The organism is Flavobacterium supellecticarium (assembly GCF_004801375.1).
Taxonomy (GTDB): domain Bacteria; phylum Bacteroidota; class Bacteroidia; order Flavobacteriales; family Flavobacteriaceae; genus Flavobacterium; species Flavobacterium supellecticarium.
In genome coordinates, this window is the sequence record NZ_SSNZ01000010.1 from 35,866 (window position 1) to 48,761 (window position 12,896).

12 protein-coding genes are annotated in these 12,896 nt (G+C 40.3%); 3 read left to right on the forward strand and 9 right to left on the reverse strand.

Features of this window, described 5'->3' with window-relative positions; translation table 11 throughout:
- Window positions 1-3: 3 nt before the first annotated feature.
- Window positions 4-2,175 (reverse strand): endonuclease MutS2, encoded by a 2,172-nt coding sequence (locus E6C50_RS15670; protein ID WP_136404185.1) that lies wholly within the window; start codon window positions 2,173-2,175, stop codon window positions 4-6.
- 94 nt (window positions 2,176-2,269) lie between these two features.
- Here E6C50_RS15670 and ung point away from each other — a divergent pair, with 94 nt between their 5' ends.
- Window positions 2,270-2,935 carry a uracil-DNA glycosylase gene (gene ung / locus E6C50_RS15675; protein WP_136404186.1) on the forward strand — a complete coding sequence of 222 codons (666 nt, stop codon included), beginning with the start codon at window positions 2,270-2,272 and terminating at the stop codon, window positions 2,933-2,935.
- On the opposite strand, the gene E6C50_RS15680 is transcribed toward ung, so the two are convergent.
- The 3 genes from E6C50_RS15680 to E6C50_RS15690 all read right to left on the reverse strand — a co-directional run bounded on the left by E6C50_RS15680 (window position 2,936) and on the right by E6C50_RS15690 (window position 6,404).
- Window positions 2,936-3,868, reverse strand: coding sequence for a transglutaminase domain-containing protein (locus E6C50_RS15680; RefSeq protein ID WP_136404187.1), 933 nt, complete (start codon window positions 3,866-3,868; stop codon window positions 2,936-2,938).
- A gap of 24 nt (window positions 3,869-3,892) precedes the next feature.
- Window positions 3,893-4,738, reverse strand: a complete 846-nt coding sequence (locus tag E6C50_RS15685; protein ID WP_136404188.1) for a substrate-binding domain-containing protein — start codon at window positions 4,736-4,738, stop codon at window positions 3,893-3,895.
- Window positions 4,739-4,886: 148 nt separating this feature from the next.
- Window positions 4,887-6,404, reverse strand: a complete 1,518-nt coding sequence (locus E6C50_RS15690; protein WP_136404189.1) for a succinate CoA transferase — start codon at window positions 6,402-6,404, stop codon at window positions 4,887-4,889.
- Between the two features lie 158 nt (window positions 6,405-6,562).
- Between E6C50_RS15690 and E6C50_RS15695 the strand changes: the two genes are divergently transcribed.
- Window positions 6,563-7,393 (forward strand): helix-turn-helix domain-containing protein, encoded by an 831-nt coding sequence (locus tag E6C50_RS15695; RefSeq protein WP_136404190.1) that lies wholly within the window; start codon window positions 6,563-6,565, stop codon window positions 7,391-7,393.
- Here E6C50_RS15695 and E6C50_RS15700 read toward each other — a convergent pair.
- The 5 genes from E6C50_RS15700 to E6C50_RS15720 form a co-directional block, all read right to left on the reverse strand.
- On the reverse strand, window positions 7,390-7,926 hold the full coding sequence (locus E6C50_RS15700) for a GNAT family N-acetyltransferase (protein WP_136404191.1): 537 nt from the start codon (window positions 7,924-7,926) through the stop codon (window positions 7,390-7,392). The genes E6C50_RS15695 and E6C50_RS15700 overlap by 4 nt on opposite strands.
- Window positions 7,923-8,366, reverse strand: a complete 444-nt coding sequence (locus tag E6C50_RS15705) for a DinB family protein (RefSeq protein ID WP_136404192.1) — start codon at window positions 8,364-8,366, stop codon at window positions 7,923-7,925. Before E6C50_RS15705 ends, E6C50_RS15700 begins: the two co-directional genes overlap by 4 nt.
- 1 nt (window position 8,367) lies before the next feature.
- Window positions 8,368-9,240, reverse strand: coding sequence for a nucleoside phosphorylase (locus tag E6C50_RS15710; protein WP_136404193.1), 873 nt, complete (start codon window positions 9,238-9,240; stop codon window positions 8,368-8,370).
- Window positions 9,241-9,255: 15 nt separating this feature from the next.
- Complete coding sequence (locus E6C50_RS15715) at window positions 9,256-9,606, reverse strand: translation initiation factor (protein WP_136404194.1); 351 nt, start codon at window positions 9,604-9,606, stop codon at window positions 9,256-9,258.
- 104 nt (window positions 9,607-9,710) lie between these two features.
- Entirely contained in the window at window positions 9,711-10,661 is a 951-nt protein-coding gene (locus E6C50_RS15720) for an isopenicillin N synthase family dioxygenase (protein WP_136404195.1), read from the reverse strand.
- 219 nt (window positions 10,662-10,880) lie between these two features.
- On the opposite strand from E6C50_RS15720, the gene E6C50_RS15725 reads away from it, so the two are divergent.
- Window positions 10,881-12,857: an alpha-ketoacid dehydrogenase subunit alpha/beta gene (locus E6C50_RS15725; RefSeq protein WP_136404196.1), complete on the forward strand. Its 1,977-nt coding sequence runs from the start codon at window positions 10,881-10,883 to the stop codon at window positions 12,855-12,857.
- Window positions 12,858-12,896: the final 39 nt, after the last annotated feature.

A 12,896-nucleotide genomic window follows, 5' to 3' on the forward strand; every position in this document is an offset into this window, starting at 1 on the left:
AGCCTATTTTTTGCGTTCGACCAGTTCCAGATTATCCAGAGCAACTTTGGATGTGAAAATACCATAATTGACCGTTGCTTTATTCTTTTCGATGGCATCAATGCTTCCTACAGCTTTACCGTCGATCATACGAACGCGGTCGCCCACTTTTAATGGGATTTTAGGTTTGTTGCTTTCTTCCTGAATGGCTTTTATTTTCTTTTCCTTTTTCTCTTTTCGGATCACTTCAACCTTTTCCTTAACCTCTTCGATAATTTCTTTCTGAACCGCTTCTTTGGCTTTTTTCTCCTTAACCGTAATTTTTTTACGCTTGGAGTTTTCGATCTCTACCATTTTCAGGAATTCACCGATAAGTTCTTTTTTATTTTTGTTATTAAAGTACTTTTCGGAAATATCGTCCATTTTTTGACCCATATAGATCAAACGTTGGTTGGAATCATACAATTCCTGGTAGCTTTCCAGTTTTTGCTGAATTTTCGTATTGATACCTTCTAATTTTCGGCTTTCCTCGCGCGCCCGGGTTTCTTCCTCTTTTAGGTTTTGAGAAGTTTTTTCCAGTCGGGAACGCTCTTTTTGCAGGTTGGCAATCGTTTTATCAAAGCGGACTTTATCGCCTTCAACTTTTTTCTTCGCACGATTGATCAAACTGTATGGAATGCCGTTTTTCTGCGCCACTTCAAACGTAAAGGAACTACCGGCCTGACCCAGGTGTAATTTATACATCGGTTCCAGTGATTTTTCGTCGAATAACATATTTGCATTGGTAGCAAAAGGCAGTTCATTGGCAAGTATTTTCAGATTGGTGTAATGCGTGGTGATAATCCCAAAAGCTTCACGGTGGTAGAATTCTTCCAGAAAAGTTTCGGCCAAAGCACCACCAAGCTCCGGATCGGAACCGGTTCCGAATTCATCGATCAGGAATAAGGTTTTGGCATTACACTTTTTTAGAAAGTAATTCATATTTTTCAACCGGTAACTGTATGTACTCAAATGGTTTTCGATGGATTGGTTGTCACCAATGTCGGTCAGAATACGGTCAAATAAAAACGTTTCACTGCGTTCGTGTACCGGAATCAGGATACCGCTTTGTAACATCAATTGTAATAATCCGATGGTTTTAAGGGTGATACTTTTACCACCGGCATTGGGTCCGGAAATGACAATAATCCGGTTTTCCTGCGTCAATTCGATTGTTTGCGGATAGGTTGGCGCATTTTTCTGTTTGTTATTCAGATACAGAATCGGGTGGAAAGCTTCGCGGAAGTACAGTCTTTTCTCTGTCGTTATTTTCGGAAGCAAACCATTGATTTTATAGGCATATTTTGCCTTCGCAGCGACCACATCGATAGCGCTCAGAAAGTCCTGATAGTCTTTTAAAAGCTGAATATACGGGCGGATGGCATTGGTGAGCTGCTTTAAAATCCGGGTAATTTCTTCGCGTTCTTCATATTCCAGATTACTCAGTTCCCGCGAATAGCGCAACGTGGCTTCCGGCTCGATATAGGCGATACTTCCGGTTTTGGAACTGCCTAATATGGTTCCTTTAACTTTACGACGGTACATGGCCAAAACGGCCAACACGCGACGGTTATCCACAATCGTTTCCCGAATGTCGTCCAGATAGCCCATGCTATTGTAGCTGGATAAAGCTGCGCCAAAACTCTGATTGATTTTTCCGCGAACCAGATTCATATTACGACGGATTTCGACTAAATCCGGAGACGCATTGTCTTTAATCTCGCCGTATTTGTCGACTACCTCATCAATTTTCTGGATGATGAATTTTGTCAGTTCGACCTCCGAAGCCCGAAGGTTTAATTTCGGATAATAGTCATCGAATTTTCGGAAAAACTGAATCAGCGTATTGGAAGTATCGGAAAGCGCACTAATCTTTCGAAAGCCGCTCAACTCCAGAAAACTATCTTCAATAGCCAGGTATTTTATTTCGTGGTGAATCGCATCAAAATAGTGATTCGGGATTACATTATTATTGGTAAAAGAAGAAACATACTCGGATGTTTGCAATAGCGAATCCATTAGCGTTTCCTCAGTTTTGAAAGGGATAATCTCAAGCGCCTTCTGTTTTCCGGTTTCGGTATTACACAAGTCCGAAATGGTTTCCAGTATGGTTTTAAATTCTAAATCCTGTAGGGTTTTATCGGTAATTGAAATCATTTTTTTAAATTGAATTGCAAATTTACAAAGAAGATGCGGTATCGTTAAAGCTAAAAGTTAGCTAAAAGTGTTATTTTTGGTAAAAAATTATAAAATGCAAGTAAATATACATCCTTCCTGGGAAAACGTACTATCCGCCGAATTTGAAAAACCGTATTTTGACAAATTAATTCATTTTGTAAAAACGGAATATGCGCAAACCCGTTGTTACCCAAAAGGAAATCATATTTTTGCTGCATTCGATCGTTGTCCGTTTGATAATGTTAAAGTTGTAATCATCGGACAGGATCCATATCATGGCGCGAATCAGGCCAATGGTTTGTGTTTCTCGGTAAACGATGGTATTGCTTTTCCACCGTCATTACTCAATATTTTTAAAGAAATTGAAACCGATTTGGGTATTCCGTTTCCAAAAAGCGGTAATCTCGAACGTTGGGCCGATCAGGGCGTATTGTTGTTAAACGCTACGTTAACCGTTCGGGAAAGTATGGCCGGTAGTCATCAAAACCAGGGTTGGGAAACGTTTACCGATGCTGTGATTCAAAAAGTTTCCGACGAAAAAAAGGACGTAGTCTTTTTACTTTGGGGCGGATTTGCCAAGAAAAAAGGAGCTAAAATCGACAGAAATCGCCACTTTGTATTGGAAACCGGACATCCGTCGCCATTAAGTGCCAATCGCGGACTATGGTTTGGAAACAAACATTTTAGTAAAGCGAATGCATTTTTACAGCAAAAAGGCAAACCGCCAATCAACTGGTAATTAGTAAAACGTTAATTCTCCTAAAATTTCTTCCGACATAAACGGACCACCGGGATACTTGGCGGTATAATCCAGATTGAGCCAGATTTGACCGCGTTCGTCGATATGGTAATTGATTTCTTTTCCTCTGCTTTCGTCTTTAAACAACACTTCCTTGATCAGGTAAATTACATTTTCCAGGTCGGCTTTGGTTCCGATTAACATTTCGGGATACAAATGCCCACCGGTATGGATAATCCGCGGGGTACCGCCTATAGCGCGGATCAATGCGGCCATCAAAATTGCATGATCATCACAATCCCCCGAAAAGTGTTGTAACGACTCACTGGCCGAGGCAATATATTCCCGCCCCTTTGGGTCGTTTACATAATTCCAACGCTTTTTTACTTCTGCAAAAACCGCAAAACACTGAATCGTTTGTCGGTATTCACGGAATCCTTTCACATCCTGGAAATGTAACGTTGTGGCTTTTAAAGCAAAATTCCGAACCTTAGGATTGGTATAATCCACCGCGTCGATAATCTTGGATTTATTCGGAAACGGAAGTAGTTTGGCAATGATAATGTCCTGTGGATTGGCGTCGTCCGACATGGTATAGATCATGGCCCGATAATCTTCAAAGACCGAATTAAAACCGTATCCGCCAAATAAGGTTCCCCAGATTAATGCCAGTAAATACAGAAAAATACAAATAATGATCACGGTTTTAAGCATTCGTAAAACCAATTGGATGATAACCAGTATGACGACAAAAAGCAATACGCGATCGATATGTAAAAACCATTCCGGGTCGATAATATTCTGATGGACAATAATAAATATCGGAATGGTGATCAGTATATTCAGGAAAAAAATGACAACATTGTCCCAAGGCTTTGGCAAAGAAAGCTTTTCTTTTATTTTTTGGATCTTGGTTTTTTCGGACAAAGTCATTTTTTAGCGATGGCTTGTAAATACTTATTTTATGACGGATTCATAAGCGGCTTTGGTTTCGATTATGTTTAAATCGAATAATTGATTTTGAATTTTTTCAAAGGTTTTTTTATCCGGTTTTTTTTGCGACCAACGCGTTAGTTGCAGCCATTCCTGTATGTCTTCCTTTTTTTGATTAAAACGATTCGCCAGTGTTCGGTCGATACTCGGAATTTCTTTAAACTCGCGGGTGGTGGTATTGATAATTTCCAGAATTTGATCAATCACATGTTTGTCGGTTGCCAATACGTCATTGCGAACGGCAATTACAAATGACGGCCATGGCGTAGGACAATCGCCCAAATGACGGAAGGTACCGTTATCCACCAATGGTTTGGTCATAAAACGTTCCCACATAAAATAATCAGCTGTTCCATTGGTAAGTGCAGTAACGGCACCGTCTATGGTGTTCACAATTTCAAAAGGAATGTTTTGCGTATCCCAGCCTTCGTTTTTAGCATTTACGATCGACATCAGTTGGGAACCCGATCCGATCCGACTGATTGCCGCTTTTTTACCCTTCAGATCGCTCAGTTTTTGATAAGCCGATTGCGCGCCTACATGGATACCCCATAACAAAGGTGATTGTACATAAAGCTGTACGATACTACTTGGGTTACCATTCGAAATATCTTTTAGGATGCCTTCGGTTAAAATAATAGCGATATCGGTTTCGTTATCGCGGAGCATCTGACACATTTTTCCGGTTCCTTCGGGCACATCGGTCCACTGTAAATCGATGTCAACCTCATTAAATTCGCCGTTTTCAATGCATAAATGCCAGGGTAAATTAAAATGCTCGGGTACTCCTGCAATTCGAATTGTTTTCATGTGAAAAAATTAATTGCTAAGATAGTAAGAGTAAACAAATTTTTGCGATAAGAAGGGGTTAAAAATAAACATTCCCCGCATAATAACTTATAAATTACTATCGGGGAAGTTTTCGCAAATAAACAAAGAAAACAACACAAATGTTACCTTACCCTTCGTAGGTTGCAAGGCAATTTTGTTTCATGGTGCCTGTTTCCAGGTATCGTGTATGGAAATTAAAAGCTTCTTCCAGTATATGTGGCGTATGCCCGCCGCGTTCAGAGGCTCTGTTGTAGTAATCCTGTAATTGCTCGCGGTATTCGGGATGGGCACAATTTTCAATGATTACTTTGGCGCGCTCGCGTGGTGCCAGTCCGCGTAGGTCGGCCAGACCTTGTTCGGTTACCAGAATGTCCACATCGTGTTCCGTATGGTCGGTATGGGATACCATGGGTAGTACATGGGAAATAGCGTTTCCGTCTTTTGAAGCCGACTGTGTTACGAAAATACTCAGGTAGGCATTACGGGCAAAATCACCCGAACCACCAATTCCATTCATCATCTTCGTTCCGGAAATATGCGTTGAATTGACATTACCGTAAATATCAAATTCGATAGCCGTATTGATGCCGATAATACCCAGGCGACGGATCACTTCTGCGGAATTACTGATATTCTGCGGACGAAGGACAATTTTGTCTTTATATTGATCGAAATTGTTCAAAAGGTGTTGGTAACAGGATTCCGAAACGGTAATAGATGAAGCCGAAGCAAACGTCATTTTGCCGGTATCCATTAGTTCGAAAGTACTGTCCTGTAGTACTTCGGAATACATCACCAGATTTTCAAAATCACCTTTAGCCAACCCCGACAATACCGCATTGGCCACCTTACCGATACCGGCCTGTAATGGCATCAAAGATTTTGTTAAACGCCCGCTTTGTATCTCTTTTTCAAAAAAGGCCAGTAAATGGTTGGCAATGGCAGTGGTTTTAGCGTCCGGAGCAGTGGTTTGCGCCGGACTATCCGGGATTTCGGTAAAAACGATTCCGACCACTTTATCCGGGTCAATACGGATAACATCGGAGCCAATGCGATCGTCGGAAGCCGTAATGTTAATGACATCACGATTAGGGTAGTGGGTTGGTATAAAAATATCGTGTATTCCTTTAAATTCAAAAGGAATGGAGGTGTTGATTTCAATAATGATTTTGTTGGCCAAATGGGCAAAAGTAGCCGAGTTTCCAACGGAAGTTGTTGGGATTATATGCCCGTTGGTGTCAATATACGTGGCTTCAATAATCGCAAAATCCAATTGGGCAAGGTGTTTGTTTTCGAGTAATTCAGCCGTTTCGCTAAGATGTTGATCAATAAATAGAATTTCTCCGTTGTTGATTTTTCCCCGCATCACCGGATCGACCTGGAAAGGCATTCGTTTGTACAATGCATTCGTTCTGGCCAGATCGGCATCGGTAGTATGACCAAGGGAAGCACCGGTAATCAGGGTAATCCCGATATCCTCATGTTCGGCACGCAACGCAAAAGCCGGTAAAACTGCTTTACTGTCACCTGCTTTTGTGAATCCACTGGAACCGACAACCATTTTATCTTTAAAAAAAGCGGCGGCCTGGTGGGCGGAAATCACTTTGTCTTCGTATTTTTGAAATTGAATTCTTTCTGGGTTCATAAAATGATTTTTTGATAAAAAATTAAACCAAAAAATAAAGTTTTATTAACAAAAGCTTTTACTTGTTTTTATTCTTATTGGTTTAGTTTACAATTTTAAAGAAATAATCCAGTAGCTAATTATCGTAATAAGCCAAAAAAATATTCATTTCAGACAGCATGGAAAAGGAAAATCTAAAGGTAGAGAAGTATTATACCAAGGATGTAGACACGGATAAGAACAGTATTTATTGTCATCACGACCTGATGGGTGAATTATTGATTCCGACGCATAAACATGAAAAAGCACAGCTGTTGTATACCGAAGGCGGATTGGTGTATGTGACTACCGAAACCAAAACCTACTTTTTACCGGCGCGCCATTTTATGTGGATTCCGGATACGATCAAACACAGTATCCATCCGAGTTCGGAAAATGTAATGATGCGAAACCTGTATTTTCCGGTCGACAAAAACGAACATTCCTTTTATAATAATGAAGGGATTTATCCGGTTAACGATTTGCTACTGCAAATGATGTTGTTTACTAACCGTTGGAATGGCAATCTAAAAAAAGGAAGCCGTAATTATTTTATTGCAAGAGCCATCAAGGCGATCTTACCGGAGATTTGCGAAACCAACCTGCCATTAGCGTTACCCACAGCCAAAGACAAACGATTATTAAAAGTGATCACCTATCTGGATGAGCATCTTGATGAAACCATTTTCTTTTCCACATTGGCCGAAAAATTCGGATTTAGCGAACGGTCGTTATACCGTTTGTTTCAAAAAGATATGGGCATGTCGTTTATTCAGTTTTTTACCATCCGAAGAATGCTAAAAGCGATCGAATTATTGCTGGAAAAACGCTTGCCGGTTAGTGAAGTCGCGGTGGCGGTGGGTTATAATAGTATACCGACTTTTAGTAATACGTTTTATAAGTTATTGGGACAACGTCCGTCGGATTACCTGAACGGTGTGGAAATCCTAAAAAAAAATCAGCAGGTTTAACTGCCGATTTTGTTATTTTGAAATTCAAACCAAATGGTTTCGACTCCTTCATCCCAAAAAGATTCCGTATGCACGGGTTGTAATTTTTGTAATATCGTATTAGAACCGGTATTTCCCTTTTCGGCATTGGCATATACTTTTTCGAGTTTCATAACCGAAAAAGCATAATCCAAACAGGCCTTAGCCGCTTCAAAACCATAACCTTTCCGCCAATGTTCCTGAACCAATCGGTAACCAAGGTCATAAAAATTCCGATGACCGTTCACTTCTTCTGTGTTGATCAATTTAAGCCCCGTCCAACCGATAAACTCATTTGTGTCTTTTAATACCATCGCCCAACGCCCAATACCATTCGTTTCATATTGTTTTCGAATAAAGGAAATGGCATTTTGTGCCTCTTCTATGGTTGTAATAGGCGATTTTCCCAGATATTCATGAACGGCCGGGTTGGAATCTAGTCGGAAAATACCTGCGGCATCATCGGGTTGTAATTCCCGGATGATCAGTCTTTCGGTGGTGATAATGGGCTTCATTTTCGTATTTCAATTAAATGATGTTGTATATGATGAATATAGTCGGTCATTAAAAAACGCAAATCCGATGTAGTTCCGTCGGGTAATAGTAATGGTAAAGCCAGTGTTTCTGTTGTTTGACACTGCATTATAAAAGCAATTTGTCGGTTTAAAGCCGACCATAATAACAGTAATTCGCTACTTTCGCGTTGTTGATACTGATTCGCTTTAACCTGTTTGTCCTGATTGTACTGGCGAACCGTATACGGATTTTCAGCATACTGAATTTCCGTAAAACGTTCCAGATTATAACGTGCTGAATCGATCAAGTGGCCTAGTATCTCTTTTTTAGACCAAATGGACTCCCCAGATTTTACCTCAAAACCGGAGATATGTCCCTCGTGAAACTGACGTTCAAAGGCTGTGATTTCTGCGATAAGTTGTGAAGCCAGCGTATGCATGTTATTCTGCCAGTTTATTTAATGTATATAGGATAAGCGCATCAACAGCTTTATACGGATCTTCGCTAAAAGTACCATCAGCACGATTGGCAATGATGGCGTTAAGCGATAAGGCCTCGTGACCTAATAAACGGGAAAGTCCATATATAGCGCCGGTTTCCATTTCCAGATTGGTCATTCGCGTACCGTTATAGTTAAAACTGTCCATTTTGGCGTTTAGTGTTTCGTCCTGAATCGGAAGGCGCAATACGCGTCCCTGTGGACCGTAAAAACCACCTGCCGTACCGGTAAATCCTTTATGAATCTCGGTACTTTCGATTTTCTGAGCCAGTTTTTCACTGCCTTTGATTACATACGGTTTTCCCTTGCGCATGTCCCAGTTGGTGTGCGCTATAAATGCCTCTTCAATAGCTGTTTCAGAAATCGAATCGATAATATAGGAGCGGAGCATATTGTCCAATCCTAAGCCATATTCAGACATTACAAAACTATCCACCGGAATGTCGGATTGTAACGAACCCGATGTCCCGATACGAACGATATTTAAGGATGTAAGCTCCGGTTTGATCATACGGGTGTTGAGGTCAATATTCACCAAAGCATCCAGTTCGTTCATCACAATATCAATATTGTCAGGGCCAATTCCGGTAGACATCACCGTAAGGCGTTTACCTTTATAGGTACCGGTTTCGGTTTTAAATTCACGTTTTTGAGTTGAAAATTCAACGGTATCAAAGTGTTTGGTGATTTTTGAAACCCGGTTTTGATCGCCCACAAAAATAATATCGGTAGCGATGTTTTCCGGTTTCAGATTTAAGTGGTACACACTACCGTCGGGATTCAGGATTAATTCGGATGATTTAATTGCTGTCATTATGTATATATTTTATTAACCGCCTACGCGTTTTATTTTATAGCCTTCTTTTGTCAGAAAATCCATGATTTTGTCACGGAAATTCCCCTGGATGATAATTTCGCCGTCTTTTGCGGAGCCACCCACGCCGCAAAGCGTTTTTAGTTGTTTGGCAAGCGTCTTCAGGTCGTCGTCATTACCGACAAACCCTTTGATGATGGTTGCCACTTTTCCGCCCCGGTTCTTTTTGTCGAGGTGTGCTTCCAGTTTTTGCTGACCGGCAGACAGGGTTTCTTCCTGTTCGGACTCGGTATTAAATTCAAAATCTTTATTGGTGGAAAAAACAAATCCGCCTAAATCTTCCAAACTGCTTATTTTCTTTGTCATAGTGCTAAATCGATCGATGTATTATTGCATTTCAAAAGGTTGTAAAAGATAAAAGACATTGAGTGTAAAACCCAATGTCTTTTACGATTTTATAAAAATAAGGATTATTTTTTAATTAAGCCCAAATCAACCAAACGTTCGTAAAGGAAATCACCAGCGGTAATATCGTCATAACGTTTTGGATTTTCGGCATCGATACAGTTTTCCAGACAGTTAAGTGGCATTTCGCTTATCGGGTGCATAAAAAACGGAATCGAAAAACGGGAAGTTCCCCATAATTCACGTGGTGGATTGACCACCTGGTGAATAGTTGATTTTAGTTTGTTGTTGGTGTGACGGGAAAGCATGTCACCCACGTTGATCACTAATTCATCCTCCTCAGCAATGGCATCGATCCAGTCGCCGTTATGATTTTGAACCTGTAATCCTTTACCTTGTGCACCCATTAATAAAGTGATCAAATTGATATCACCGTGAGCAGCGGCACGAACGGCATTTTCCGGTTCCTGTGTAATAGGAGGATAGTGGATAGGACGTAGAATACTGTTTCCGTTTTTGATGTAGTTATCAAAATAAAACTCATCCAGTCCAAGGTATAAGGCTAACGCTCTTAAAACATATACACCGGTTTTTTCCAACATCTGATAGGCTTCTTTACCTACCGTGTTAAATTTAGGAAGTTCGGCAACTTCCACATTTTTAGGATATTCAGCTTCCAGTTTCGGGTCGTTTTCGACATACTGACCAAAATGCCAGAACTCTTTTAAATCACCTTCTTTTTTTCCTTTGGCATGTTCCTTTCCGAAAGAAACATAACCACGCTGTCCACCAATTCCAGGAATTTCGTATTTTTCTTTTACCTCAAGTGGCAAGCTAAAAAAATTACGAACCTCACCATAAAGTTCATCAACTAATTTGTCATCTAAAAAATGACCTTTTAATGCTACGAAGCCGATGTCTTCGTAGGCTTTTCCGATTTCATTTACAAATTTTTGTTTACGTACCGGGTCGTCCGATAGGAAATCACGCAAGTCAACACTGGGAATGTTTTGCATCTTGAAAAATTTTGTTAATAACTTTTTGGTTGTGAAACCATTATAAAACAAAGGTAAATAATAATTTTTAGATAAAATTTATAAAGTTATCAACAATGAGATTACGCGTCGTAATTACCCGGACGAATCCGATAATTTGGGAAAATATTTAGAGTACAATTCCATTGGTGCTGGTTATTTTTTTATACTTTTGGAAGCGTTTAATCAAAGCACAACATCATGAATTTTGATCGGAAAAATCTAAGTGACGAAAAACTATTAGATTTATATAAGAAATTAATCAAGCCAAGGCTGATCGAAGAAAAAATGCTGATCCTGATCCGCCAGGGGAAAGTTTCCAAATGGTTTTCCGGTATTGGACAGGAAGCCATCTCAGTAGGAATTACATCCGTTTTGGATCAAGACGAATATATTTTACCAATGCACCGCAACTTAGGGGTGTTTACAACCAGAGAAATCCCATTGTACCGTTTATTTTCGCAATGGCAGGGAAAAGGGGATGGTTTTACCAAAGGACGTGACCGTTCGTTCCATTTTGGGACACAGGAATATAAGATCATTGGAATGATTTCGCACCTTGGACCACAATTAGGCGTGGCCGATGGTATTGCTTTAGCGAATAAATTAAAGAAAAATGGAAAAGTAACCGCTGTTTTTACCGGTGAAGGTGCTACTTCCGAAGGTGATTTCCACGAAGCATTAAATATTGCCTCCGTTTGGGATTTACCGGTACTGTTTGTGATCGAAAACAACGGTTACGGATTGTCGACACCAACAAATGAACAATATAGATGTGAAAACCTGGCTGATAAAGGAATTGGTTACGGAATGGAGAGTCACATTATCGACGGAAACAATATTCTGGAAGTGTATACTAAGATTGACGAATTAGTTGCTTCCATGCGCGAAAACCCGCGTCCGGTACTATTGGAATTCAAAACCTTCCGTATGCGAGGGCATGAAGAAGCCAGTGGAACAAAATATGTACCACAGGAGTTAATGGATATGTGGGCAATTAAAGATCCGGTAGATAATTTCCGCAAATACCTATCGGAAGCAGGAATCCTGACACCGGATATGGATGAGGCGTACCGCGCTGAAATCAAAAAAGAAATTGATGAGCATTGGGCAAAAGTTCAGGCAGAACCTGAAATTGTGGCAAATCTTGATGAAGAGTTAAATGATGTATACCGACCGTATACACATGAAGTATTTGATCATAGCGAAGAAGTGGAAAACATTCGTTTGGTAGATGCGATATCACAGGGATTAAAACAATCGATGGAGCGTCACGATAATCTGGTGATTATGGGACAGGATATCGCCGAATACGGCGGAGCCTTTAAAATAACAGATGGTTTTGTAGCACAATTCGGAAAAGAACGTGTCCGCAATACGCCAATTTGTGAAAGTGCAGTAGTTTCTGCGGGTATGGGATTGTCTATTAACGGACATAAAGCGATAGTAGAAATGCAATTTGCGGATTTCGTTTCTACAGGATTTAACCCGATTGTGAACTATTTAGCAAAAGTACATTACAGATGGCAGGAAAATGCCGATGTAGTAGTGCGGATGCCTTGTGGCGGTGGAACTCAGGCAGGACCTTTCCATTCGCAGACAAACGAAGCCTGGTTTACTAAAACACCGGGATTAAAAGTGGTATATCCGGCTTTTCCATACGATGCCAAAGGACTTTTAAATACGGCAATTAACGATCCGAACCCGGTAATGTATTTTGAACATAAGCAATTGTATCGTAGTGTTTATCAGGATGTGCCTAAAGATTATTACACGATTCCTTTTGGAAAGGCAGCTATGATCAAAGAAGGTGAAGATGTAACGGTAATTTCATTTGGAGCCGGTGTACACTGGGCTTTGGAAACTTTGGCGAAACACCCTGAAATTAAAGCTGATTTAATCGATTTACGTACGTTGCAACCATTGGACATGGAAACAATTTATGCATCGGTTAAAAAGACTGGTAAAGTGATTATACTACAGGAAGATACACTTTTTGGAGGTGTTGCCAGCGATATATCATCGATGATCATGGAGAATTGTTTTGAATATCTGGATGGACCTGTTAAACGGGTAGGAAGTTTGGAGAGTGCAATTCCATTTGTAAAAGCACTGGAAGATCAATATCTGCCAAAACAACGATTTGAAAACGATTTATTGGAATTATTAGCATACTAATATTCTGGTTTTCGATAGCATAAAAGAAGCCACATCAAT